The organism is Photorhabdus sp. RW14-46, from assembly GCF_963887965.1.
In the GTDB taxonomy this organism is placed as follows: domain Bacteria; phylum Pseudomonadota; class Gammaproteobacteria; order Enterobacterales; family Enterobacteriaceae; genus Photorhabdus; species Photorhabdus laumondii.
In genome coordinates, this window is sequence record NZ_CAWPHH010000009.1 from 24904 (window position 1) to 48605 (window position 23702).

28 protein-coding genes and 1 pseudogene are annotated in these 23702 nt (G+C 41.5%); 21 read left to right on the top strand and 8 right to left on the bottom strand.

What is annotated here, in order from left to right; translation table 11 throughout:
* Positions 1–2: 2 nt before the first annotated feature.
* A complete protein-coding gene (gene plsB / locus AACQ38_RS09900; RefSeq protein ID WP_011148466.1) occupies positions 3–2459 on the bottom strand; it encodes a glycerol-3-phosphate 1-O-acyltransferase PlsB in 2457 nt (818 codons plus the stop codon).
* A 129-nt stretch (positions 2460–2588) separates the two neighbouring features.
* Here plsB and AACQ38_RS09905 point away from each other — a divergent pair, with 129 nt between their 5' ends.
* Both AACQ38_RS09905 and lexA read left to right on the top strand, forming a co-directional pair.
* Positions 2589–2960: a diacylglycerol kinase gene (locus tag AACQ38_RS09905; protein WP_011148465.1), complete on the top strand. Its 372-nt coding sequence runs from the start codon at positions 2589–2591 to the stop codon at positions 2958–2960.
* A gap of 119 nt (positions 2961–3079) precedes the next feature.
* Positions 3080–3685, top strand: coding sequence for a transcriptional repressor LexA (gene lexA / locus AACQ38_RS09910; protein ID WP_011148464.1), 606 nt, complete (start codon positions 3080–3082; stop codon positions 3683–3685).
* Positions 3686–3844: 159 nt separating this feature from the next.
* On the opposite strand, the gene zur is transcribed toward lexA, so the two are convergent.
* A complete protein-coding gene (gene zur, locus AACQ38_RS09915; RefSeq protein ID WP_011148463.1) occupies positions 3845–4357 on the bottom strand; it encodes a zinc uptake transcriptional repressor Zur in 513 nt (170 codons plus the stop codon).
* 219 nt (positions 4358–4576) lie between these two features.
* Between zur and AACQ38_RS09920 the strand changes: the two genes are divergently transcribed.
* Positions 4577–5719 (top strand): DUF1266 domain-containing protein, encoded by a 1143-nt coding sequence (locus AACQ38_RS09920; RefSeq protein WP_011148462.1) that lies wholly within the window; start codon positions 4577–4579, stop codon positions 5717–5719.
* On the opposite strand, the gene AACQ38_RS09925 is transcribed toward AACQ38_RS09920, so the two are convergent.
* Complete coding sequence (locus tag AACQ38_RS09925; RefSeq protein ID WP_165578018.1) at positions 5716–6024, bottom strand: hypothetical protein; 309 nt, start codon at positions 6022–6024, stop codon at positions 5716–5718. The genes AACQ38_RS09920 and AACQ38_RS09925 overlap by 4 nt on opposite strands.
* 38 nt (positions 6025–6062) lie before the next feature.
* Positions 6063–7253, bottom strand: a complete 1191-nt coding sequence (locus tag AACQ38_RS09930) for a lactate oxidase (protein ID WP_082302926.1) — start codon at positions 7251–7253, stop codon at positions 6063–6065.
* Between the two features lie 499 nt (positions 7254–7752).
* Here AACQ38_RS09930 and AACQ38_RS09935 point away from each other — a divergent pair, with 499 nt between their 5' ends.
* The 4 genes from AACQ38_RS09935 to nadS all read left to right on the top strand — a co-directional run bounded on the left by AACQ38_RS09935 (position 7753) and on the right by nadS (position 10262).
* Positions 7753–8589, top strand: coding sequence for a gp53-like domain-containing protein (locus AACQ38_RS09935; RefSeq protein ID WP_011148460.1), 837 nt, complete (start codon positions 7753–7755; stop codon positions 8587–8589).
* A 2-nt stretch (positions 8590–8591) separates the two neighbouring features.
* Positions 8592–9017, top strand: coding sequence for a tail fiber assembly protein (locus AACQ38_RS09940; RefSeq protein WP_041380400.1), 426 nt, complete (start codon positions 8592–8594; stop codon positions 9015–9017).
* Between the two features lie 167 nt (positions 9018–9184).
* Positions 9185–9763: a VOC family protein gene (locus AACQ38_RS09945; RefSeq protein ID WP_041380399.1), complete on the top strand. Its 579-nt coding sequence runs from the start codon at positions 9185–9187 to the stop codon at positions 9761–9763.
* Between the two features lie 202 nt (positions 9764–9965).
* Positions 9966–10262, top strand: a complete 297-nt coding sequence (gene nadS / locus AACQ38_RS09950) for a NadS family protein (RefSeq protein WP_058589441.1) — start codon at positions 9966–9968, stop codon at positions 10260–10262.
* A gap of 101 nt (positions 10263–10363) precedes the next feature.
* Here the strand turns inward: nadS and AACQ38_RS09955 are convergent.
* A pseudogene (locus AACQ38_RS09955) lies at positions 10364–10517 on the bottom strand (helix-turn-helix domain-containing protein); the annotation flags it as partial.
* Between AACQ38_RS09955 and AACQ38_RS09960 the strand changes: the two are divergent.
* The 8 genes from AACQ38_RS09960 to AACQ38_RS09995 all read left to right on the top strand — a co-directional run bounded on the left by AACQ38_RS09960 (position 10515) and on the right by AACQ38_RS09995 (position 14686).
* On the top strand, positions 10515–10661 hold the full coding sequence (locus AACQ38_RS09960) for a type II toxin-antitoxin system RelE/ParE family toxin (RefSeq protein WP_165578019.1): 147 nt from the start codon (positions 10515–10517) through the stop codon (positions 10659–10661). The pseudogene AACQ38_RS09955 and the gene AACQ38_RS09960 sit on opposite strands and share 3 nt — an antisense overlap.
* Positions 10658–10942 (top strand): helix-turn-helix domain-containing protein, encoded by a 285-nt coding sequence (locus AACQ38_RS09965; protein ID WP_065389959.1) that lies wholly within the window; start codon positions 10658–10660, stop codon positions 10940–10942. The genes AACQ38_RS09960 and AACQ38_RS09965 overlap by 4 nt, the downstream gene beginning before the upstream one ends.
* A 125-nt stretch (positions 10943–11067) precedes the next feature.
* Positions 11068–11271 carry a hypothetical protein gene (locus AACQ38_RS09970; RefSeq protein ID WP_158538252.1) on the top strand — a complete coding sequence of 68 codons (204 nt, stop codon included), beginning with the start codon at positions 11068–11070 and terminating at the stop codon, positions 11269–11271.
* Positions 11272–11358: 87 nt separating this feature from the next.
* Positions 11359–12396 carry a tRNA dihydrouridine(20/20a) synthase DusA gene (dusA, locus tag AACQ38_RS09975; RefSeq protein ID WP_165578020.1) on the top strand — a complete coding sequence of 346 codons (1038 nt, stop codon included), beginning with the start codon at positions 11359–11361 and terminating at the stop codon, positions 12394–12396.
* A gap of 407 nt (positions 12397–12803) precedes the next feature.
* Positions 12804–12932: a hypothetical protein gene (locus tag AACQ38_RS09980; protein WP_278249238.1), complete on the top strand. Its 129-nt coding sequence runs from the start codon at positions 12804–12806 to the stop codon at positions 12930–12932.
* A 175-nt stretch (positions 12933–13107) separates the two neighbouring features.
* A complete protein-coding gene (locus tag AACQ38_RS09985) occupies positions 13108–14163 on the top strand; it encodes an N-acetyltransferase (RefSeq protein WP_165578021.1) in 1056 nt (351 codons plus the stop codon).
* The gene (locus AACQ38_RS09990; RefSeq protein ID WP_036778100.1) at positions 14141–14518 is read left to right on the top strand and encodes an ASCH domain-containing protein; all 378 of its coding nucleotides are present in this window, start codon (positions 14141–14143) and stop codon (positions 14516–14518) included. The genes AACQ38_RS09985 and AACQ38_RS09990 overlap by 23 nt, the downstream gene beginning before the upstream one ends.
* A 3-nt stretch (positions 14519–14521) precedes the next feature.
* Complete coding sequence (locus AACQ38_RS09995) at positions 14522–14686, top strand: hypothetical protein (protein ID WP_165578022.1); 165 nt, start codon at positions 14522–14524, stop codon at positions 14684–14686.
* A 49-nt stretch (positions 14687–14735) separates the two neighbouring features.
* Here AACQ38_RS09995 and AACQ38_RS10000 read toward each other — a convergent pair whose 3' ends face one another.
* A complete protein-coding gene (locus AACQ38_RS10000; protein WP_011148450.1) occupies positions 14736–15719 on the bottom strand; it encodes a quinone oxidoreductase in 984 nt (327 codons plus the stop codon).
* Positions 15720–15889: 170 nt separating this feature from the next.
* Between AACQ38_RS10000 and dnaB the strand changes: the two genes are divergently transcribed.
* From dnaB to AACQ38_RS10020, 4 genes are all read left to right on the top strand, one after another.
* The gene (dnaB, locus tag AACQ38_RS10005) at positions 15890–17299 is read left to right on the top strand and encodes a replicative DNA helicase (protein ID WP_011148449.1); all 1410 of its coding nucleotides are present in this window, start codon (positions 15890–15892) and stop codon (positions 17297–17299) included.
* Between the two features lie 39 nt (positions 17300–17338).
* On the top strand, positions 17339–18418 hold the full coding sequence (gene alr, locus AACQ38_RS10010) for an alanine racemase (RefSeq protein ID WP_165578023.1): 1080 nt from the start codon (positions 17339–17341) through the stop codon (positions 18416–18418).
* A gap of 49 nt (positions 18419–18467) precedes the next feature.
* Complete coding sequence (locus AACQ38_RS10015; protein ID WP_165578024.1) at positions 18468–19667, top strand: amino acid aminotransferase; 1200 nt, start codon at positions 18468–18470, stop codon at positions 19665–19667.
* 303 nt (positions 19668–19970) lie between these two features.
* Positions 19971–20225, top strand: coding sequence for a cloacin immunity family protein (locus tag AACQ38_RS10020; RefSeq protein ID WP_165578025.1), 255 nt, complete (start codon positions 19971–19973; stop codon positions 20223–20225).
* 71 nt (positions 20226–20296) lie between these two features.
* Here AACQ38_RS10020 and AACQ38_RS10025 read toward each other — a convergent pair whose 3' ends face one another.
* Together AACQ38_RS10025 and AACQ38_RS10030 are read right to left on the bottom strand one after the other, a co-directional pair.
* Entirely contained in the window at positions 20297–20704 is a 408-nt protein-coding gene (locus AACQ38_RS10025; protein WP_041380398.1) for a type II toxin-antitoxin system HicB family antitoxin, read from the bottom strand.
* A gap of 51 nt (positions 20705–20755) precedes the next feature.
* A complete protein-coding gene (locus tag AACQ38_RS10030) occupies positions 20756–20932 on the bottom strand; it encodes a type II toxin-antitoxin system HicA family toxin (RefSeq protein ID WP_165578026.1) in 177 nt (58 codons plus the stop codon).
* Positions 20933–21620: 688 nt separating this feature from the next.
* On the opposite strand from AACQ38_RS10030, the gene AACQ38_RS10035 reads away from it, so the two are divergent.
* Positions 21621–22706, top strand: coding sequence for a PfkB family carbohydrate kinase (locus AACQ38_RS10035; RefSeq protein ID WP_165578027.1), 1086 nt, complete (start codon positions 21621–21623; stop codon positions 22704–22706).
* Positions 22707–22708: 2 nt separating this feature from the next.
* Positions 22709–23647, top strand: coding sequence for a pseudouridine-5'-phosphate glycosidase (locus tag AACQ38_RS10040; RefSeq protein ID WP_165578028.1), 939 nt, complete (start codon positions 22709–22711; stop codon positions 23645–23647).
* Positions 23648–23702 lie beyond the last annotated feature (55 nt).

A 23702-nucleotide genomic window follows, 5' to 3' on the forward strand; every position in this document is an offset into this window, starting at 1 on the left:
GCTTATCCTTCCCTGGCACTCTCTTCGGTATCGTTATGCTCTGGTGGCAAACTGACGCTCTCGATAGTAAGACGAATCTCAGGTGACATTAGTTCACCTAATACCTGATACAGCTCTTGGGTATTTGCTGTAATCGCATTACCACTGTCACTGATATAACCTTCTTCACGCAGTGTATTGACCGACGTAGTAAATACCGCCTTATCAAAGAATTCAGGTGCGTTGATACCATGCAATACCGACAAACGTTGCGCTAACATCCGACTCTCTTTTTCCAGCACTCCCCGGCTGATTACTGGGTTGGCGTTCAGTAAAGAGAGTGTGATGGCATAACGTTGCAGTGTTTCACGGATGCCGGCTGCCAGCAATTGCAGGGGGCGGATACGTGCTGGATTCAGCACCAGCATGCCATGCTCCTTGTTGCAGATAAGGCACTGGCGAGTCAGTTCGTTGATCAGCGTATTAACCACTTCTGGCAGCTCTGTTTTGCTATAACGCATAAACAGCTCGGCTTTAAGGAGTGGATAAATGATTGCGACCTGGCTTAACAGCGCTTCGCGGCTGATACGGCGATGATGAATAACGATGCAGGCAATCAGTGATGGCAGTACTAAGAGATGTTGAATATTGTTGCGGTAGTAGGTCATCAAAACTGCACGATCACGTGGCAGAATGATAATGTCACCCATACTGTCTTTGTCTACCTCGAACTTATCCATTTGCAGAGCGTGTTCTAGCAACTCCTCCGCGGTTTTCTTTGGTACGGTGACATCAGTAGCGTAGGGCGCATTGCGCATGAGCTGTATATAACAATCCAGTTGCTCAAGCAGTTGCTCACGAGTGAGTGCTCGCTGACGCGATGCAAGCAGGGCCGTTGAACACAAGTTAATTGCGTTAGCCGCCGCCGTGTTGTTGATGTTTACCATAATCTTCTCAGACAGTTGATTGACTGTCGGATTGAACCATTCGGGGCGATGGAATTCTATTGGATCAATAGAATCGCGCCAGCTAGGAACATGGTTGTTAAGGTATTGGATCAACGGGATGGGTTCGCCAAAGTTGACGTAGCCTTGCCCCAGATTACGAAGTTTGCGCAAACCACGTATCATCTGGAAAAAGCCCTCTTTCTCTTTGGTTGCCCCACGCAGCTCTTTGGCATAGGTGGCAACTTCCATCACATGCTCGTAGCCGATATAAATCGGAATAATGGTAATTGGGCGTGATTCGCCTCTCAACAGCGCCTGTAACGTCATGGAGAGAGTACCCGTTTTGGGATCGAGTAAACGACCTGTCCTGGAGCGCCCGCCTTCCATAAAGTATTCAACAGAATAACCTCGGGCAAATAATTCACCTAGATATTCCCGGAATATCGTGGCGTAGAGTTTATTACCCTTAAACGTGCGGCGGATGAAAAATGCACCAAGGCGGCGGAATATTGGCCCTGCTGGCCAAAAATTCAGGTTGATGCCCGCGGCGATATGGGGCGGTACCAAGCCTTGATGGTAGAGCACATAAGAGAGCAGTAAATAATCCATGTGGCTACGGTGGCAGGGCGCATAAACCAGTTCGTGGCCATCCTGTGCCAAACGGCGGATGCGTTCAGCATTGTGAACATTGATCCCTTGATACAGGCGGTTCCAGGTCCAACCCAGTACACGGCCTGACAGTCGTACCGTTTCATAAGAGAAATTCGCCGCAATCTCTTCCATCATGTTAATGGCATTCTGTCGGGCTTTCTCATGTGAGATTTTCTTGGTACGGGCCTCATCAGAGACTGCCTTTTCTATTGCTTTTGAAGCCAGCAACTTGTTAAACAGCTCCTGACGAACCGGCAGGCGTGGTCCGACGGCGGCTAGGCGTTGACGTGAATAGTGCATTCGTGCCACACGAGCCAGCTTATGGGCAATAGTCTTGTCAGTGCCATGCTCAGTTGCCATATAGCGCAGAGATACTGTGTTTGAAAAGCGCACGAAACTATCTCGGCCTAGCCAGAGAATGGCAAAGAATTTTTGGATACCATTGAGTAGCCGTAAATGTGGAGCGTTCTGCCCTTCGCGTCCGGGGGAACGGCCGAACATGACAGAAACTGGCAGCAGTTGAATATCCAGATTGGGATTATTGCGATGTAGATCCAGATAAGCATGGAAAATTTTTACGGATTCTTGCTTTGGTGCGCAATAGCGGAATACACGTGGGCCATTATCGATAAATACATAACTGGGAAGTTCAGTGTCACCGATCTCCAGTAAATTTAATGGGTCCGGCAGATCCTGCTCAAGACATTGCTGACGTAATGCCAGTAAGTCTGCTTTAGAGTGATACGGTAGCACGTACAGAATCGGGCGTGTCGTATCGAGCCGCAATTCAGTGATCGGATCTGTAGGGATAAGTTTGCTCTTTACCAGTATTTTTAGTGGTAAATTCAATAATTTATAATATATTTTACGCCAACTTGACATAAATATCTTGAAGCCTCTTGTTAGCAACACGTTGCCAGCATATCAGAAACGGGGGTTGAGATCTGTTGCGTTAAGACAATAATAAGAGTGGAAAGTGTCAAATAACCTCATATTTGGTGTGAATAATTTATGGCGAATCAATCCAAGGGCTTAGCCCGTATCATTAAAGCAATCGTATATTCAGTGAAGGGTATTAGGGCGACATGGCAAAATGAAGCGGCTTTCCGTCAGGAAATAATTTTAGCGATATTGGCTATGATGGTTGCATTTTATCTGGATATCGGCGCTATTGAACGCATTTTACTGATTGGTTCAGTGATGCTGGTGTTGATTATGGAAATCCTGAATAGTGCTATTGAAGCAATTGTTGATCGTATTGGCAGTGAGTTCCATGAATTGTCCGGTCGCGCGAAAGATATGGGATCGGCGGCGGTCTTTCTGACGATGATGTTGTCATTAATTGTCTGGGGAACCATCCTTTGGCACTATTTTATGGCCTAATTTGGTTTAATAATTAGGTATTATATTATAATAGGCTGATTTTCTGCCTTAGTAGGTTCCCAATCGTTATTTAGCTGTATATACTTACATATTGACTGTATAAACAAACAGGGGACGAAATGAAAGCACTTACCGCAAGGCAGCAGCAAGTTTATGACTTGGTGCGTGACCATATTTCGCAAACAGGTATGCCGCCAACGCGTGCTGAAATTGCAGCCCGTCTTGGCTTTCGTTCACCTAACGCGGCTGAAGAGCATTTAAAAGCATTGGCTCGTAAAGGGGTGATAGAGATTGTTGCTGGGGCATCCAGGGGTATCCGTTTGCTGTTGGAAGAATCTGGTTTACCGTTAATTGGCCGTGTCGCCGCAGGTGAACCACTGTTGGCACAGGAGCATATTGAAAGTCATTATCAGGTTGATCCTGCATTGTTTAAGCCAAGTGCAGATTTCCTGCTGCGGGTCAGCGGAATGTCTATGAAAGATGTTGGGATTATGGATGGTGATCTGCTGGCTGTGCATAAAACACAAAATGTTCGTAATGGGCAGATTATTGTTGCTCGCATTGAAGATGAAGTGACGGTAAAACGTTTTAAACAGACCGGAAATAAAGTTGAATTGTTGGCAGAAAACCCCGAATTTAAGCCAATTGAGGTGGATTTGCGTGAACAGGGCCTGACAATTGAAGGATTGGCGGTTGGGGTGATTCGTAACGGCAACTGGTCCTGATAGTAAAATATCAAATTGTTGTTTTTGGAATGGTTAAAGAATTGCAATATTACGGCAGAATCATGTTGTTGAATTTATCGTTGTGATTATCTTAAACGTGATTCTGCGGTTGTTTATTTCAGTCTGACTCTGCACCAAAAGTAAGTATTTACTTGCTATCTACTTCTTTTTACTTCCTTCAATTCTGTGGTCATGCTGGCATTCATCTCGTTTAATACAGGATTCTATCTCTTCACAAGGTGAACATAAGCCATGCGCTTCGATGACTGTATGGCGTAAACTGAACCCGGCTGTTTTTGCTAACTGTTGGATGGCGGATTCAATGGTTCCACCATCTCGCTCGGTAACAGAACCACAACGATCACAAATAAACATTGCTGAAGTGTGGCTTGGCTGTTCAATATGGTGACATAGGACATAACTGTTGGTGGATTCTATTTTATGAATAAACCCCTGTTCCAACAGAAATTCCAGTGCCCGGTATATGGTCGGCGGTTTAGCCTGTGGTTCTGCTTCCCGTAGCAAATCCAGTAAATCATAAGCACTGATTGCCCCTGGCTGCTCTGAAATGAGACGCAAAACCTCAAGCCGCTGAGGAGTAAAGCGGACTCCACGAGCCTGGCAAATAACTTCGGCCTGTTCCAGTAATTTTTTTTGATTAATCAATTTCATTGCGCCTCTTACAACCAGTACGATGATAATATTGTGATGTTATCATGTTTCTTCAATAGAAAATATTATCCAGAAAAGTTCATTGTGATTGTCCCCTGATGGAGTTAATTTGGCTAAATTGGTACTCAGTAGCAAAAATAATGTTTTCTTGAAGTTTATGATAATACAGACAAGAATTATCGTATATGACAGATAATTTTCGGAAAGGAAGCATTTGTGATGAAAGAGCTTTTACAAAATCAGCCTCATTATAGACAGTTCCCCGTTAAAGGCTATCAGGTAATGAAGCATATTATCTCTGAAAAAAGAAAGTTACCTTTTCTAAGTGCATTATATGCGTTGATTAATATTTTATTTGTAATTGCGGTATGTATGGGTATTGTATTATCTGTAGCAATTGTTTTATTTATAATAGGTAATGTATCTGTCCCTGATACGGACTATTTACTTCTGGCACAAGTAGGCGGTGTAGCATTATTTGGCGTAATGTTACTCTTGGTTATTATTTATCGCATTGTTAAGCGTCCTGAATGGGAACAACGGCGTTATTATCAACAAGCAGGTTTATCTCTTTTACCCGAAGATAAGCGTCAGGTATTACGACTCAATATTGTTGGTGACTATTGGCTAGGTTTTTGGAGTGAAACTCTAGAGCATTATCCTCTACAGTCACGGGTTGCCCATGATAGCTATCGTTACTGTCTGCTGCCATTATCTCCGACTCAGGAACATCAATCCCAATTATACAGCGACTGGGGAATTATTGATGAAGAAGGGTATATGAAAATGCTAACGGGTTTGTGGGAGGGGGTACATTCAAAACATTTTGCTATTGATGCTGCTCTTAGTGATGGGAAAATGTTTAAAGTGCTTGCCAAATTAGTTGAAGTAACACCCGACTATATTCATAAATGTGCTAAACCTATTAATAAGCGCCCTCCTGCATTAGTGTGGGGATTTGATTTGTGGCTTGCAATCGTTTTAAGTCGCAACTGTTTTTGTGCCGGTTATATTAGTGAAGAAATGGCATGGAAAAATATGCTGAAAACCGCTGATTATATTTATGAAATCTTCGGTAGTTTTGATGAGTTTTATACAAACTTTCGGCTAGGCAATGCTTACTGGAGTAATGATTTTGATCGGTCTAAAGAGCGGCTGGAACAATTTAATTATTATAAGTCACATTGTGACTGGCCAATTGCTAGTTTGCCGTGGCCTGAACCAAAAGGCATTATTATGGAAAGGCAGATGATGACAGGTTTTTCTGCATTAGTAGAAGATGTTTTACGCAGTAACATGGAAGAACAACAAAGTTATGAATTTGATATTACTGAGCTGTCAGCGTCTCGTGTACTCCATTAATATTTATACCCGTTATCTTTCAAGTTGCCTCTTTGTTGGCTGTACTCACTCACCCCGGTCACATAGTTTGCTATGCTCCCGGGGATTCGCTCCCTTGCCGTCGCGATGCATCTTGAAATCCGTAGGGTATATATGAAACATTTCCCCTTGAAGAATATTTCAAGGGGAAGCAAATAATTAATAATAGGAAATATTAATAATAGGAAATAATGCTGTAAAGTGAGAGAACGGATTTTTTCAGTATGGTATCTATTATTTCTAAAGGTAACATAATTTACCCCGTTTCCTGAAATCACCTGTTTCAAATGAAACGGGGCCAATATTTGCTTTATTAGTTAATGGGTTAAATCAAACTAATAAATTTTCTCTCTATATCCTTAATGGCTGCACATCCTGCCAGTTTCATGCTAAGTTTCAGCTCATCCTTAAGTAGGTTTAAAATGGAAGTTACTCCTGGTGCTCCACCTAATGCCAGCGCATACAAAATGGGCCTACCGATAGCGACAGCTTTGGCACCCAATGCGAGTGCTTTAAACACATGGGTACCGCGGCGGATGCCTCCGTCTAGATAGACTGGAATTTTAGATCCAACAGCTTCAACAATGTGCGGTAATGAGGCAATTGCTGCCGGGACAGTATCTAACTGCCGACCACCGTGATTAGAAACTTGAATCGCTGCGGCACCGTGGTTAACACACTCTTTAGCATTTTCGGCAGATTGAATGCCTTTCACGATGATTGGGAGGCCCGATTCTTTGGCGAGGAACTCCAAATCACTGAAATTAAGATCCCGTTTAAATAGCTCTGTAATTTCTGATAAGGTTGCTCCTACCGGAGCGCCAGGGATATTAGGGAATGGCAGTGAGTGTGGGAAAATAAATTTATTACGTTTATCTGCTTCTCTGTTACCACTCCACTCTAAATCGACTGTAAAGACGATGGCAGTTGCTCCCATCGCTTTGGCCCGGCGTATCAGTTCACGGTTAATACCCATATCTTTGGTTAAATAAATTTGAAACCATTTGGGTCCGTTACTCACTTTTGCTATCTCTTCAAGAGATGAATTAGACAGAGTTTGTGCAGTAAACAGGGTACCGGCAGAGGCAGCGCCTCTCGCTGTTCCCAATTCAGCGGTAGTATGAGCCAGCCCATGTGCGGCTATTGGAGGAATAAAAATAGGCATATCCACGTTACTGCCGAGCAATTCGGTTGTTGTGTCAGGCTCTTTTACTCCTGCGAGATAGCGGGGAATAATTTGGAAATCGTCAAAGGCTCTGGTGTTTTCACGTAGAGTCCATTCATCACCTGAACCGCCGCTGATATAGTCAAATTGGGGCGTTGGAATCAATTTACGTGCTTCTTCTTCCAAGTCATAAAGATTAATGATATCGAGGGATTTTTCTGCACTATTTGTTTTATAGGCTCCTGTCAGTTTTATGTTAGCAGTTGCAGCGTTGGCTGAGGACACAGCGGATAGCGTACCGGCAGCAGCAAGACTTAATCCTCCAACTATGACGTCTCTTCTTGATGGCATATAATTTTCCCTTACTTAGTAGGTTTAATAAGTATTGACAATAGAATTTGTCCACATATTAAGAATAGACCTATTCTGAATAATTCAAGCTAATAAATCCTCAATAATGTTTTTATAAGCTGATCAATCCTATTGGAACTGGCGGTTTTTTATTGTGAGAGGCGCATCACAAAACTCAGATTAAAATATGGTAGCTTATTTTATTTGCTTACCTGAATTTTGGGGAATAGTTCAAATAGAGGGACTTTCGGATGCTGAATGTAAATGAATAGCTTAGGTATAAATTTGGCTTCAGGCATTGATATATTAACGGCATCAACTATAAGAAAATAATTAATTTCTCTAAGTTATAAAAATATTTCATCACTCCTTATCAAAAAAGGGCTATTATTGAAATGCGATCTGAAAATTATATACGATGATCAAGTGGATATTTTTATTTTCATTAATTCAAAGTTTTATTTAATGAAAACATAAGTTTTTTCCTTAAGGAGAACTCATGAGTAATAAAAATGACTTTAAAGCTTTTTCTGTTAGTCAGGATGCTAATGTTGTTTCTCAAGGAGAATATGAAAAAAGTCAGGAATTGAATACGGGAATTCCCCCTAATATTATTTCCATTGGTTTATTAAATAAGGTTTTGCGTCAATCGTCAACGATATCATCGGTGGTGGCTAATTTTATCTCTACACAATGTAGTGATGATGTTTTGGATGATGGCGATATAGATAAGCTTACCGCTCAATTAAATATCGCTTTAGAGCAAAAAGCTGTAACAGAGATTCCAAGTGCTTCATTAACACAAAAAGGTGTTATTCAACTTACCGATGTGCTGGGTGATAGTAATACGTTGGCCGTCACGCAAAAGCTTGTCCAAGAAATGATAACTTTGTTAAGTGAAAGTATTAATAGCAGAGTACCTAATATTCGGCAGGTGAATGGTAAGGAGTTGTCTGAGAATATTGATCTGGATGCCGTGGATATTGGGGTATACACAAAAGAAGAAGTAGACAATGAAGTTAATGCCAAAGGTAATCGGAATAGTGCCAGTAAAGCGATTAATGGTTGGTGGAGATGTGGAGATACAGGCGTTATCTATCAATGGGGGCGTACTAAGGTCATTGATGCTGGCTATATAGAACGTATTCAATTACCAATTAGTTTTTCCAATACACATTACGCTGTCAATATTAATGCTATTCAAAGTAAAATGGGTTTTATGGGGGCATCTGTTGGCTATGTAAATGTAATTAATAATTCATCTTTCGATTTATTAAATTCTTGGGTAAATGCCAAATGGGATAGCCCATTCTTTTGGATAGCGATAGGATATTAATTATGTATTATTATAGTGCGAAAACAAATGCTTTCTATCCGGTAGAATTGAAACGAAATTATATTGCTGCTGGTTCACTGCCGGATGATATTATAGCAGTCAGTAATGATATTTATCAGGAATATGCTGCTAATAATGCGCCAGAAGGAAAACACCGTGTAGCAAATAAAAACGGTTTGCCGGAATGGGCAGATATTCCTCCGCCAACGAAAGATGAATTACGGCAATATGCTGAGCTCCAAAAACAACAGCTCATCGCTGAGGCAACCAATCAAATTGTACCATTGCAAGATGCTGTTGATTTAGGTATTGCGACTGAGGAAGAGAAAATAGCTTTATTGGCATGGAAAGAATACAGGGTAATACTGAATCGGATAGATGTTTCACAGGCAATGGATATTGATTGGCCTGAACAGCCACGGGGATAAATAGATGTAGTTTTTTTAATCCGCCCCCCCCAAATTGACTTGTTTGATTTTGGGGGGATATCCGGTTTCAAGCTTAAATCTTATTTTTTGATTATCTGCTGTAATCTAGTTTTATTATTTGTTATTTTAGATGAGATTATATCCTATATAAACTAATGGAGAAAATAATGATAGACTTTAAAGGATTAGGCCATATTAATATTGTTGTAGATGATATGACGGCGGCAATAGATTTTTATAAAAATCTATTTGGGGCAATACCAAGACAATTCTTTCCTCATTTTAAAAATAAAGGTTTTGCAAAGTCAGCGGGTTTTATTGATAACCCTGAACAGGTTGATGTATCAATGGCATTTTTGGAAATTCCTGGAGCGAGGGTTTTTATTGAGTTAATGGAATATCACAGCCCAATTGGAATAAAAAGGGTTGAAATAAAAGAAGTTAATGATATTGGTGGTATTGGGCATATTTGCCTGAGAGTACAAAACATAGATAGTGTATTTGAGCATATAAAAAATTCTCCTGATGTCAGATTGATAAATTCATCACCATTATATAAGCCATATAAAATAGATGAAATTACCCGTGATGAATTTATGTTCTTTAACGAGGAGGATGAAAAAAACTCTGTTTTAAAACAAGAAACTTGCGAGATTATGGGCAAGATAAGATATTTTTATTTTATCGACAAATATAATATTCAATGGGAATTTGAAGAAGGGCATGATGATATTGGCACTGATTAATTACTGCTTAATAATTATTTGTCGATTTGCTGGCTGGAACAGTAGATAGTGTCGTTACAAGTGTAGTGAGGCATCTGAGTTAATAAAAGTGTACTTGGTACACCAAGGTAACTTGATTTATGTACACAGTACATTCGGATAGGCTGAATTAGTTGCGTTATTTATGAGAGTAACTCCCACGCCTAAAGAGCGGAGAAATCGCATGAAAGATGAAATAGTTGCCGATCTGCTGGCCAGTGTAGAAGAAATGGTGAAAATCGAGAAGGGTGAGCTGACACCGAAACCGGAACATGTTCATACTTTCACCGAAATTGATGTTAAAGCAATACGCGAAGCTACCGGCTTGAAGCAGCAAGATTTTGCTGTGGCGGTCGGGGTAAGTTATGACTTGGTGAAAAGTTGGGAAAGCCAACGCCGTTATCCCACTGGCGCATCAAGAAAACTGTTGTTGTTGCTTCAGGCTAACCCTTTTATTATCAACCAGCTTAAAATGATTTAAAGGTTCGGTACTAGTCAGATCTGTTGACAAGAACTGAGCTTGAGTATCTTCACGATAGATAAACAAATAGCCCAGAAGATTGGGCTATTATGAAAGTTGTATTAAGAAAAAACGACTTTAAGGTTACCGGGTGTCCGGCGTGGTTTCCCGATCACAATCTGAACGTCACGCCCTAGTCGATTCAGGCAATCTAGCATTTTTGCCTCGCTGATCCCTTGGAACTTGCCCACGTAGCATGTTAGATAAACGGGGTTGAAGATTAAAGACATTGCCCGGTCACTGTATGCGTATGCAAGAGGTCAGAATATCTATCTGCTACATGCATTCGTGAAGAAGACTGAGAAAACCCCGGCAGCAGCCATCAAGACAGCCCATGCGAGGCTTAAGGAGTTCAAATGAAACCAATATCACTGAACGAATTGAAGGAGTTGATGTTGAATGACGCGGAGTCTATCGCTGCGTATAAGGAAGCCGACAAGGAATTGGAACTGATACAGATATTGTTTGAGATGCGTGAGCGTTCTGGCATGTCAAAGACTGAGCTGGCAGATAAAATCGGTATCAAACCATCAGGTATCAATCGGCTTGAAAAAAATCCTCTTGGCGCAAGTATGAAGACTTTGGAACGCTATGCAGCAGCGTGTGGCGCGGTTATTAACTTCAACGTTCAATATCAGTAAAAGAAATGGGGCCTTGGTCCCGTTTATCCTTTTAAGCCGAAATAATTATACTGTAGTATACCCAATGGATTTCAAGATGCATCGCGGCGGCAAGGGAGCGAATCCCCGGGAGCATAGAGAACGATGTGACCGGGGTGAGAGAGCGCAGCCAACAAAGAGGCAACTTGAAAGATAACGGGTATAAACGTACTCCGCGCTTTCCCCAAAATATTCCTGATAGCAAACTGTACGATTCTCTACATTTAAATCACCTGCGATACCTCTTAAACGTCAATTGTCAACGATACCTAATAGTGTCATCAGTACGGAGACGTTTCTCTATGCTATAGTAGGCCATAATTTAATATCATTCTCTGCGTTATATCCCCCTATTTGTGGGATGCTGAGAATGCCAAAATAATCTAAAAAGTATAGCAATGCACCAAAGTAAAGAAATTGAAAAAACGTTTAAATTCAGCGAGAAAGACAAAGAAACGGTTAAATATAGCCTTAACCGTTTCTCCGTTGCCCCAATGTTGGACTGGACAGATCGTCATTGCCGTTATTTTCATCGTTTATTAAGCCAGCAAACGCTGTTATATACCGAAATGGTGACAACCGGCGCGATTATTCATGGTAAAGGCGATTATCTGGCATACAGCGAACAAGAGCATCCGATAGCATTACAACTGGGTGGCAGTGATCCGCAGGCGTTGGCGCATTGTGCGAAGATTGCTCAGGAACGGGGCTATGACGAAATTAACCTAAACGTCGGCTGCCCTTCTGACCGGGTACAAAACGGTCGTTTTGGTGCTTGTCTGATGGGGGAAGCTGAACTGGTCGCTGATTGCGTTAAAGCCATGCAGGATGTGGTTAATGTGCCGGTGACAGTTAAAACCCGTATCGGTATTGATGAACAGGACAGTTACCAATTCCTATGTGATTTTATTGATATTGTTGTGCAGCGCAGTGGCTGCAATATATTTACCATGCATGCCCGTAAAGCGTGGCTTTCTGGTTTGAGTCCAAAAGAGAACCGTGAAATTCCACCGCTGGATTACCCACGAGTTTATCAATTGAAAAAGGATTTTCCTCAATTAACGATTGCTATTAATGGCGGTATTAAATCGTTGGAAGAAGCGAAACAGCATCTACAACATGTGGATGGAATTATGATTGGGCGTGAGGCTTATCAGAACCCGTCTATTCTGGCACAGGTTGATCATGAATTATTTGATGCTTCAATGCCGGTAGTTAATACCGTTGCGGTGGTCAAAGCACTTTATCCTTATATAGAGCAAGAGCTATCAAAAGGAACATATTTGGGACATATTACCCGCCATATTTTAGGTATTTTTCAAGGGATTCCAGGGGCACGTCAGTGGCGTCGTCATCTTAGTGAGAATGCCCACAAACCGGGCGCAGATATTTCTGTTGTGGAACAGGCACTAGCTATGGTGACTGAGCGGATGTAATATCCGCTCATCTTACCGTTGAAGGCATAGTCTATCATGAGACTTAAACATTAAAATATTTATGGATGTCGCGATTTTTTTCCGTGCTTTAATCTGTTTTTTCGGGTTAGCTTTTTATTATCGGACAAAAACAGATATCCATATATCTTTGCGAAATATTGTGATGCTGTTCGAATAAATTAATTTTGTCATATTGAAATCTGGACAACTGTTCCGGGTAATAATATCCCAGTTTACGTGATTCTTGCTGATAGTAAGTACATAGCAACTAGTTTGTTAGGTATTATCCAGAACGGAATGTATGAACATTAGGCATTTCTATTTTTTCGATAATGATATATACCCTATGGATTTCAAGATGCATCGCGACGGCAAGGGAGTGAATCCCCGGGAGCATAGATAACTATGTGACCGGGGTGAGCGAGTGCAGCCAACAAAGAGGCAACTTGAAGGATAACGGGTATATGATGATTATTAACAGTAGACAAGGACTAAGGTATCCAGAAGTTAGTGATTTCTTAATGGATATTAAATAAATATCGAATAGTAAGGTAAGTAACTAATGATAGCTTGTAAAGAAGAGATGTTATTCAAGATAAAACTTTTATGTTTGGATAACATTGGAATACAAACATAAGAGCACTGGTGTTAGTAAAACCACTAGGCTGTTACACCAGAACGAAAAATTACCCTTGTGGAGGCTAGATGTTTATGGATAGTTTAAGATATGAAAAATTCAGCTATTTCAATCATAATGATGCTTTTTTCGACTCATTAAAAGAAAGTTATATTGAATTTCCAGATTGGTTAAATAAGAAAGCTAGAAATAATGAATCAGCTTATGTATTGTATGATACTACTGGTAAAATAGAAGGGTTTCTTTATTTAAAACTTGAGAATAATGTTTCAGATGTTGATCCTCCTTTACCTGGTAATACTCATCTTAAAATAGGTACATTTAAATTTGAATCAAAAGGGACATTACGTGGACAGCGTTTTATAAAGAAGGTATTCGATACAGCAATAGTGATGGAAGTTGATAATATCTATGTGACTGTTTTTGAAAAACATGATTACCTTATTCGCTTATTTGAAAAATATGGTTTCTATAAGCATGGCGAAAAGCGTACAGATAATGGTATAGAGTTTGTATATGTTAGAGACTTAACATTGACAAATGGTGATATTTTTCTTGATTATCCGTTGATAGTTCATAAAACAAAAAATAAATACTTATTATCAATATATCCAGAATTTCATACACGCCTTTTTCCTGACTCTCGGCTTTTAACTGAGTCACCTGATATTGTTCAGGATGTTTCACACACTAATAGTATTCATAAAATATATATATGTGCAATGAAAGATGTTCTTCATATGAAAAGAGGGGATATTATTGTTATATATAGAACGGCTGATAAGCAAGGGCCAGCACGGTATAGATCTGTGATTAGTTCACTTTGCGTTGTTGAAGAAGTCAGGTGTATTAATGAGTTCTCAACGTTAGAAAGCTATATTGATTATTGTAGTAAATTTAGTGTCTTTAGTGAGAATGAATTAATTGAAAAATATAAAATAAGAAAGTACCCGTACATAATAAGATTTACTTATAATATGGCTTTACCCAAAAGAATTATTCGTGATAGACTCATTAATGAAGTTGGTTTAAACAGTAGTGATTATTGGGGTATGATGAAATTAACCGATGATCAATTTAATAAAATCATCAAACTGAGTGAAGTTAATGAAAGTTTTATTATCAATTAAGCCTGAATATGTTGATAGAATACTTGATGGTTCAAAGAAATTTGAATTTAGGAAAGTTGCTTTTAAGAATAATCAAGTTCAATCTGTTGTTATATATGCAACTATGCCGATAGGAATGATTGTCGGTGAGTTTGAAATTAAAGAGATCATTTCTAACTCTCCTTCCGTTGTATGGGAAATGACTCATAAATTTGCAGGTACAACGAAGGATTTTTTTGATAGTTATTTTGAGGGAAGAGAAAAGGCTGTCGCAATTAGTATTGGTAATGTTAAAAAATACGATAAGCCTTTGCCTTTAAATATGCTTGGCCAAGGGATAACAGCGCCTCAATCTTATCGTTACTTATCTGCATGAGGTATGATACCCCTACCAATAGGAGTATTGCTTTGTCTATCTCCTATACCCTATACCCTATGGATTTCAAGATGGATCGCGGCGGCAAGGGGGCGAATCCCCGGGAACATAGATAATTATGTGACCGGGGTGAGTGAGTGCAGCCACAAAAGGCAACTTGAAAGATAACGGGTATATTAGACTTGCTGGCTTAGTGAATAACCCGCTCATCTTACCGTTAAGGGATCAGTAAACTTGATCCTTGCGTTGTCCGACTTTCCAGAATCTGATGTGCCCTTATTGCTTCACTTAGCGAGAACTTCTGATTTTCTGGTACGTCCACATTAATTTTGCCGCTGGCAATCAGATCAAATAATTCTTTGCTTGCCTCATCCAACTCTTCGCGCGTTGAAATATAGCCGGCGATAGAAGGGCGGGTAACAAACAGTGAACCTTTCTGATTTAAAATCCCTAAATCGACACCGGTAACTGGCCCGGATGCATTGCCAAAGCTCACCATCAACCCGTGGCGTTTCAGGCAATCCAGCGAGTGCAGCCAGGTCGATTTACCAACAGAATCATAAACTACACCGACTTTTTCACCGTTGGTGATTTCATAAATTCGTTCGACAATATTTTCACAGTTATAGTTAATAACCTGCCATGCACCAGCATCTTTAGCGCGTTGTACTTTCTCTTCAGAGCCGACTGTTCCAATCAGTTTTGCACCCAAAGCTTTTGCCCATTGGCAGGCAATTAGCCCAACGCCACCAGCGGCGGCATGAAACAAAAAGGGTTCGCCCGACTGGATCTTGTAGGTACGGCGTAGAAGATAATAGACCGTCAGCCCTTTCAGAAAAGAAGCAGCCGCTTGTTCGAAGGAGATGGTATCTGGCAGAACAGCGACTTTGCTTTCCGCAACATTATGTACTTCACTGTAAGCGCCTAAAGTTGATTGTGCATAAACTACACGGTCACCCACTTTTATGGTAGTGACGGCAGAACCCACTTTGGTGACTATGCCTGCGGCCTCAGTGCCCAAGCCGCTGGGTAATTGTGCTGGTGGGTATAGCCCGCTACGAATATAAGTGTCGATGTAATTGATTCCAATCGCTCTATTTTCTACTTGGACTTCGTTGTCAGCAGGAGCTCTGGGTGTGAATTCACAATATTGCAGGACCTCGGGGCCGCCAATAGAGGAAAATTCGATATGTTTTGCCATGACTCAACCTCATCAATGTAAGGGAAATGTGTGCACGTAGTAGTTGAACTCATTGTGAACAGGCTTTAGTGTGTTAGAAATAATTACAAACTATATGTAATTACTCAAGGCACTTCATAGCGTATACTCGTGCGCTGTTGCAGATTTATCAGTGGATTATTGCGGGATTCATGGCGGGAAAAAAATCAACTCACAACAAAATGGCTGAACCGAAAGATCGCCAAATGGAAGGGCTGAAACTTCCGCCACACTCTTTGGAAGCGGAGCAGTCTGTGTTGGGCGGTTTAATGCTAGACAACGAACGGTGGGATAATGTTTCCGAACGTGTTACTAGCAATGATTTTTTCAGTCGTCCACATCGGCGCATTTTTGCTGAAATGCAGCGGTTGCTGGAGATGGGCAACCCCATCGACCTGATTACATTATCGGAATCTCTTGAGCAGAGTGGGGAGCTGAATAATGTAGGGGGTTTTGCTTATCTGGCTGAATTGTCCAAAAATACGCCAAGTGCAGCTAACATTAATGCTTATGCGGATATTGTCCGCGAACGTGCTGTTGTCCGCGAGATGATCGCTGTTGCAAACGAAATTGCAGATGCGGGCTATGATCCTCAAGGCAGGAGCAGCGAAGAATTGTTGGATCTGGCCGAATCTCGCGTGTTCCAGATCGCTGAAAATCGAGCCAGTAAAGATGAAGGGCCGAAAGGAATAGAGCAGATCCTTGAAGAAACCGTCGAGCGGATTGAGCAACTCTATCAGCGCCCTCATGATGGTGTAACCGGTGTTTCAACCGGATATCAGGATCTGGATAAGAAAACCGCAGGCTTACAAAAATCAGATTTGATCATTGTGGCTGCTCGCCCTTCTATGGGTAAAACCACTTTTGCCATGAACCTGTGTGAAAACGCAGCTATGATGCAGGATAAGCCGGTTTTGATTTTTAGTCTTGAGATGCCTGGCAACCAGATCATGATGCGTATGCTGGCATCCCTTTCACGGGTGGATCAAACCCGTATCCGTACCGGTCAGCTTGATGATGAAGATTGGGCGCGGATCTCCAGTACGATGGGGATATTGCTGGAAAAACGCAATATGTATATTGATGATTCGTCTGGCCTGACACCTACCGAAGTCCGTTCCCGGGCTCGGCGCGTCTTCCGCGAAAATGGTGGATTGAGCCTGATCATGATCGACTACTTGCAATTAATGCGGGTTCCGGCCTTATCCGATAATCGTACTTTGGAAATTGCAGAGATTTCCCGTTCACTAAAAGCCTTGGCTAAAGAGCTTCAAGTGCCGGTGGTTGCACTTTCTCAGCTCAACCGTAGCCTTGAACAACGGGCAGATAAGCGCCCGGTTAACTCTGACTTACGTGAATCCGGCTCAATTGAGCAGGATGCCGACCTCATTATGTTTATCTATCGTGACGAGGTTTACCATGAGAATAGCGACATGAAAGGTGTGGCTGAAATCATTCTTGGTAAGCAGCGTAATGGTCCAATCGGTACAGTTCGCCTAACGTTTAATGGTCAGTGGTCGCGGTTTGATAACTATGCCGGGCCAAGTTATGACGACGAATAAGTATTAACGACCAAAGAATCAATAAATTTAAGGAATAGAATGAAAGCGGCAACCGCAGTTATTGACCGCCGCGCGCTGCGACATAACTTGCAACGGGTAAGGGAGATTGCTCCTAAAAGCAATTTGATTGCAGTTGTGAAAGCAAACGCTTATGGCCACGGTTTACTGGAGACAGCACATACGCTGGACGACGCCGATTGTTTCGGTGTCGCGCGAATTGGTGAAGCATTGACGTTGCGTCATGGTGGTATCGTCAAACCGATTCTGTTACTGGAAGGATGCTTTGATGCGGCTGACCTGCCAGTACTGGTTGCTAACCATATTGAAACTGTGGTTCACAGTGTTGAACAGTTGGAAGCTCTAGAACAAGCTAAGTTATCTCATCCGGTAAAAGTATGGATGAAATTGGATAGCGGGATGCATCGCTTAGGTGTAAGGCCGGAAGATGCGGAAGAATTTTATCAACGGCTGAGTCGTTGTAAAAATGTACAGCAGCCTGTCAATATTGTCAGCCATTTTGGCCGGGCTGATGAACCAACGGTAGACACCACTTGCCAGCAGATAGCCTGTTTTCAGGCTTTCTGTGCTGACAAACCGGGAGAAAAATCTATTGATGCATCGGGAGGTATCCTGTTGTGGCCGGAAGTCCATCAAGATTGGGTTCGTCCCGGGCTGATGATGTATGGTGTATCGCCATTGTCTGATAAAACGGCCGTGGATTTTAACCTGATCCCAGCGATGACTCTAAAATCGAGCTTAATTGCTGTTCGTAAGCATAAAGCTGGCGAATCGGTTGGCTATGGTGGGATCTGGGTCAGTGAACGTGATACTTATCTTGGGGTTGTGGCTATTGGTTATGGTGATGGTTATCCGCGGAGTGCGCCTTCAGGAACGCCAATACATATTAATGGTCGTGAAGTGCCGATTGCTGGCCGTGTTTCAATGGATATGATCTCTGTTGATTTGGGGCCAGAGGCGACAGATAAAGTGGGTGATGAAGTGGTGCTCTGGGGAGATGTACTGCCAGTGGAACGGGTTGCTAAGCACACTGGTATCATTACTTATGAGCTGGTGACCAAACTCACTTCCAGAGTGGTGATGGAATACTTGGACGAATAATGTTGTAAGTTATATTGTTTATTAACTAACTGATAAGGAGTAGAGCCTGATGTTCCAGAATGTTGATGCTTATGCTGGTGATCCGATTCTTTCGCTGGCTGAAGAATTTAAAAAAGATCCTCGTGCGGAAAAAATTAATCTGAGCATCGGGCTTTATTACGATGAGCAGGGAGTGACTCCGCAATTGCAGGCAGTGGCTACCGCAGAAGAACAACTTAGAGCGTTGTCACAGACTGCTTCTCTTTATCTGCCAATGGAGGGATTGGAATCCTATCGTCTTGCGGTTCAGGAACTGTTATTTGGTAAAGATCATCCGGTGTTGAAACAGCGGGTGGTGGCAACGATTCAATCATTAGGTGGTTCTGGCGCTCTTAAAATTGGTGCTGACTTTTTGCATCGCTATTTCCCTGATTCAGAAGTGTGGTGCAGTGATCCAACTTGGGAAAACCACGCAGCTATTTTTGCGGGGGCAGGTATTAAGGTGAACTATTACCCTTATTTTGATACACAGACCAAAGGGGTAAAATTCAGTGAAATGCTGGAAACATTCAGGAAACTGCCAGCAAAAAGCATTATTGTGATGCACCCTTGTTGCCATAACCCAACCGGATCGGATCTGACCTATGATCAATGGGATCAAGTTGTTCAAATTGTTAAAGAGAGAGAGCTCCTGCCATTCCTTGATATTGCTTATCAGGGGCTTGCGGATGGGATGGAAAAAGATGCTTATGCCATTCGTGCTATGGCGACAGTCGGTTTGCCTTGTCTGGTGAGCAACTCTTTCTCCAAGATATTTTCTATGTATGGTGAGCGTGTGGGTGGCTTGTCTGTTATTTGTGATGATGAACAGACCAAAGAACGGGTATTGGGGCAGTTGAAAGCAGGTGTGCGTCGCGTTTACTCTAGTCCACCGAGTTTTGGTGCACAGGTTGTGGCGAAAGTACTGACTGATCCTGCTTTGAAGGCACAATGGTTAACAGAAGTTGAGCATATGCGCTTGCGTATTTTGGAAATGCGCACGGTGCTGGTGGATGCTCTGAAAACGGCATTACCAGAGAAAAACTTTGAGTATTTTCTGAAACAGCGCGGGATGTTCAGCTATACCGGTTTTAGCCAGAAACAGGTGGATCGCTTGCGCCAAGAATTTGCTGTTTATCTGGTCGGTAATGGCCGAGTCTGTATGGCGGGTGTCAACCATCGTAATGTTGCACGTATTGCTGAAACATTTGCGGCGGTAAATAAGTCATAAATTTTAATGTAAATGATTTGCTATCGATGATAATGATCGACAATTTTGTAGAATAGCAGTAAACATCTCCTTAAAGCGCGCTATTTATGGTGCGCTTATTCTCTTTCCTAATATTAATTTAATATGTCGAATTTATAGTAACTTCATTCACATATTCTTTTCAGTCTTCCATTCTATACTGAGTTAGTAACGAGTATTATTAATCTTAATTGGTGTTTATTTTATATAAATAATGATAATCATTATTGTTTGAGATCAATTTTTTTCTACCTTAATTGTCTGTGTTTATATATGAGGTGAATTATGGGGTTAAAGTTAAATATTGCGTGGTTTGATAAAAAAACGGCAGAGTTTATTGGTGAGGAATATTCTGGAGATCTGGGAGATGATGGTTCAGTAATAGAAAAATTAGGGCTTCCTATTGAAGATAATATTAATAATGGTGCATTCGATGTAAAAAAAGAATGGGTGCCAACACTTGAATCATGTTTTAAAAATAAAATTGAAACAGATAAATATTGGTATCAAATATCATTTGACTATCGAGATAAATGGTAATGAAGCTGTAATTTAAATTTATTTACTTAAACCTTGCCACGGCAAGGTTTAAGACTATTTAATGGTGATGTTTAAATGGCAACAAGTTCCAGATGTTTACCCAAGGCATTTAACGCATTCGCGATAGTGTCAATTTTAGTGCTATGACTTAATGACACTATACGTTGAATTTCTTGCGGTCGAGTTCCCAGTAACCGTGCAAGTTCTGCGTTGCTTGTTCTTGTTTGAAGCATCGTATTCAACAGTAAAACCTTAGCCGCTATACTGGCTGGTACTTCGACAAAAGCTTCACCTTTAGTCGATGGTGTTGGTATTTCGCGCCGGTCTTCAAAGTAGAAATCAAACGCAGTAACCAGAGCATCCTGCGCCATAGCTAATGCTTCTTCTCTGGTATCTCCGCCTGTTAAGGCTTCTGGGATATCTGGGAACATCACAGCCCAACCTGTTTCGTCATGTTCGAATTTTACTGGATATCGCATATTTTTACTCAGTGAATTTATGCGAGTAACCCGCCCCTTGGGGCCGGTCTGTCATTTGATGCCTGGCTGTTTTAATATTAATTTCCTCAGTGGTTCTGGGATTTCTTTACTAGGGTGCCTTGGCATCGTGGTTTGCTTACCGTTCAGGAAAACTTTCAAGTGGTTAGTCTCATCTTTGAATTCTGCTCCCTGAGCTTTAAGCCACCGGCGAAACTCGCTTTGCTTCACTGCCTCCTCCTGTTTGTTTAACTTGAAAATAAACATAAACATTTTTGTTTATATCATCAAGAGGTTTATAAGCATTTTTGTTTATAAGCGTAATAGCGTTATGAACATTTAGATTTATTCTTTATAGGATGAAATCTGACGTGAAAATTATTCTATATCCGTCATCTTTCAAGTTGCCTCTTTGTTGGCTGCACTCGCTCACCCCGGTCACATAGTTTGCTATGCTCCCGGGGATTCACTCCCTTGCCGTCGCGATGCATCTTGAAATCCATAGGGTATAATCGCAGCGTATATAATTTGTTCATGGATATTTTCGGCTATGAAGTATGTTTTTTAATGTGAAGCAGATCAATTTTTCATGAAACATGTTTCAGATGGTGAAAAATAATTCTCACCATTTCAAGGTATATCCAAACATTTGTTAGCTTTCGATAGGGGTTTACTTAGATCTTTGTTTTGTTGAATTTATTTCTAGCGTAAAACACGGGTTGATTATTAATATACAGCAAAAAGGAGTTTTCAACAGGATTTAACTTGATGGTTATCACATAAAATAGGGCTGATAGTCCAGTCATGGGCTCTTACGATCGTTCTTCCAACTTCGTTGTAAAATAAAAAATCCCACTTTACTGTTTTGCTTTTAACACATAAAACAAACGTGTGTTTAAGAACAAACAAGTGTCCAAAAATGACGAATCGGGAAAAACAAATATTGCAGCTTCTGAGACGAGATCCGTTAATTCCACAGCAGGAAATGGCCGATATTTTAGGTATAAGTCGCTCCGGTGTTGCTGGTCATATTATGAATTTAATGAATAAGGGATATATAAAAGGCAAAGGTTATATTTTATCTGATCACCATTATGTGGTGGTGGTTGGTTCTATTAATATGGATGTTTACGGTTATTCATCGAATAAACTCATTTATCAGGACTCTAACCCAGGAAAAATAAAATGTACCCCCGGTGGTGTAGGCAGAAATATTGCCCAAAATATCACTTTATTAGGTAAAGAATGTCATCTTATTTCTGTTGTTGGCGATGATTTCTATGGTAGCACTTTACTGGATCAGGCCAGATGCGCAGGTGTTAATGTCGACTATTGCTATAAGCTTTATGGTGAAAGTACCTCGACATATATCTCTTTATTAGATGACGGCGGTGAGATGCTGGTTGCCATCAACGACATGCATATTTTGGAAAAACTGACACCATCGTTGTTAGCGAATCATTGTGATCTTATTCAGCACGCTGGCGTGCTAGTTATTGATTGCAATTTATCTGAAGAAGCTTTGGTTTGGTTGTTGACTAATGCCGGAACGGTGCCGGTATTTGTGGATACAGTATCCGCATTTAAAGCACCTAAGATTAAAAACTGGCTTTCCTATATCCACACCTTAAAACCTAATTGTCTGGAGGCAGAAGCGCTTAGTGGAATGAAAATTACCCAACCTACCGATGTTCCGGCAGTGGCGCGGTGGTTTCACGATCAAGGTGTGCAGCGGTTAGTACTCAGCATGGGCGTAGAGGGTGTCTACTTTAGTGAAAGCGATGGTGTGGCAGGCTGGTCACTTCCCATCAGTATCAAGATTGTCAATGTAACAGGTGCCGGAGATGCCATGATGGCCGGATTGGTGAACTGCTGGCTAGAAAATATGACATTAGCTGAAAGTGTTCGTTTTGCTCAAGGGTGTTCCGCGCTCACGCTCTCTTGCGAATTGACCAATAATCCAAATCTGTCAAATGGCAGTGTCCAAAAACTGTTGGAATTATAATCATGAAAAATCATGCTATTAGCAATAAATATTTGGATATTTCCCCAGAAGTTACAGAGGCTTTAGAGAATAACCGACCGGTTGTGGCGTTAGAATCGACCATTATTGCTCATGGAATGCCTTATCCGCAAAATGTAAAGACTGCGCTACAAGTTGAGCAGAAAATCAGGGAAAATGGTGCTGTTCCTGCAACAATTGCTGTTATCAATGGGATGATGAAAGCAGGTCTGTCGCATGAAGAAATAGCGTTTTTGGCTAGAAAAGGTAATGAAATAACTAAAGTCAGCCGTCGTGATTTACCCTTTGTTATCGCGGCTGGAAAAAATGGCGCGACGACGGTTGCTTCTACCATGATTATTGCGGCAATGGCCGGGATTAGAATCTTCGCTACCGGCGGTATTGGCGGTGTGCACCGTGGGGCGGAACAGACTTTTGATATTTCTGCCGATTTACAGGAATTAGCGAAAACCAGTGTTGCGGTAGTCTGTGCTGGTGCTAAATCCATTTTGGATCTTGGCTTGACAACAGAATATCTTGAAACTCACGGTGTGCCACTGATTGGCTATCAGACCCACGCTTTACCGGCGTTTTTCTGTCGTACCAGTCCATTCTCCGTCAATATTCGTCTGGATTCCCCAGAACAGATAGCTCAGGCGATGGCAGTAAAATGGGATACTGGATTACAGGGCGGTTTGGTAGTTGCTAATCCGATTCCTGAGCCATACGCCATGCCGGAAGCGGAGATCAATGCTGCTATCGAACAGGCAGTACGCGAATCCATAGAACAGAGAGTAAATGGAAAAGCGTGTACGCCGTTTTTGTTAGCAAGAGTCTCTGAGTTAACCGGGGGCAATAGCCTATCTTCCAATATTCAGTTAGTGCTCAATAACGCTGAACTGGCAGCGAAAATTGCTTGTTGTTATTGGGAGCGCCGCATGTGAAACCCGTTTCAAAAAGTTGCGGCTAGAAAATAAGGGGCTAACTGAGCCCCTATCT

Coding starts and splice junctions, on each gene's coding strand:
- plsB (WP_011148466.1), bottom strand. CDS start 2,459: ATGTCAAGTTGGCGTAAAATATATTATAAATTATTGAATTTACCACTA.
- AACQ38_RS09905 (WP_011148465.1), top strand. CDS start 2,589: ATGGCGAATCAATCCAAGGGCTTAGCCCGTATCATTAAAGCAATCGTA.
- lexA (WP_011148464.1), top strand. CDS start 3,080: ATGAAAGCACTTACCGCAAGGCAGCAGCAAGTTTATGACTTGGTGCGT.
- zur (WP_011148463.1), bottom strand. CDS start 4,357: ATGAAATTGATTAATCAAAAAAAATTACTGGAACAGGCCGAAGTTATT.
- AACQ38_RS09920 (WP_011148462.1), top strand. CDS start 4,577: ATGAAAGAGCTTTTACAAAATCAGCCTCATTATAGACAGTTCCCCGTT.
- AACQ38_RS09930 (WP_082302926.1), bottom strand. CDS start 7,253: ATGCCATCAAGAAGAGACGTCATAGTTGGAGGATTAAGTCTTGCTGCT.
- AACQ38_RS09935 (WP_011148460.1), top strand. CDS start 7,753: ATGAGTAATAAAAATGACTTTAAAGCTTTTTCTGTTAGTCAGGATGCT.
- AACQ38_RS09940 (WP_041380400.1), top strand. CDS start 8,592: ATGTATTATTATAGTGCGAAAACAAATGCTTTCTATCCGGTAGAATTG.
- AACQ38_RS09945 (WP_041380399.1), top strand. CDS start 9,185: ATGATAGACTTTAAAGGATTAGGCCATATTAATATTGTTGTAGATGAT.
- nadS (WP_058589441.1), top strand. CDS start 9,966: ATGAAAGATGAAATAGTTGCCGATCTGCTGGCCAGTGTAGAAGAAATG.
- AACQ38_RS09965 (WP_065389959.1), top strand. CDS start 10,658: ATGAAACCAATATCACTGAACGAATTGAAGGAGTTGATGTTGAATGAC.
- dusA (WP_165578020.1), top strand. CDS start 11,359: ATGCACCAAAGTAAAGAAATTGAAAAAACGTTTAAATTCAGCGAGAAA.
- AACQ38_RS09985 (WP_165578021.1), top strand. CDS start 13,108: ATGGATAGTTTAAGATATGAAAAATTCAGCTATTTCAATCATAATGAT.
- AACQ38_RS09990 (WP_036778100.1), top strand. CDS start 14,141: ATGAAAGTTTTATTATCAATTAAGCCTGAATATGTTGATAGAATACTT.
- AACQ38_RS09995 (WP_165578022.1), top strand. CDS start 14,522: ATGATACCCCTACCAATAGGAGTATTGCTTTGTCTATCTCCTATACCC.
- AACQ38_RS10000 (WP_011148450.1), bottom strand. CDS start 15,719: ATGGCAAAACATATCGAATTTTCCTCTATTGGCGGCCCCGAGGTCCTG.
- dnaB (WP_011148449.1), top strand. CDS start 15,890: ATGGCGGGAAAAAAATCAACTCACAACAAAATGGCTGAACCGAAAGAT.
- alr (WP_165578023.1), top strand. CDS start 17,339: ATGAAAGCGGCAACCGCAGTTATTGACCGCCGCGCGCTGCGACATAAC.
- AACQ38_RS10015 (WP_165578024.1), top strand. CDS start 18,468: ATGTTCCAGAATGTTGATGCTTATGCTGGTGATCCGATTCTTTCGCTG.
- AACQ38_RS10020 (WP_165578025.1), top strand. CDS start 19,971: ATGGGGTTAAAGTTAAATATTGCGTGGTTTGATAAAAAAACGGCAGAG.
- AACQ38_RS10025 (WP_041380398.1), bottom strand. CDS start 20,704: ATGCGATATCCAGTAAAATTCGAACATGACGAAACAGGTTGGGCTGTG.
- AACQ38_RS10035 (WP_165578027.1), top strand. CDS start 21,621: ATGACGAATCGGGAAAAACAAATATTGCAGCTTCTGAGACGAGATCCG.
- AACQ38_RS10040 (WP_165578028.1), top strand. CDS start 22,709: ATGAAAAATCATGCTATTAGCAATAAATATTTGGATATTTCCCCAGAA.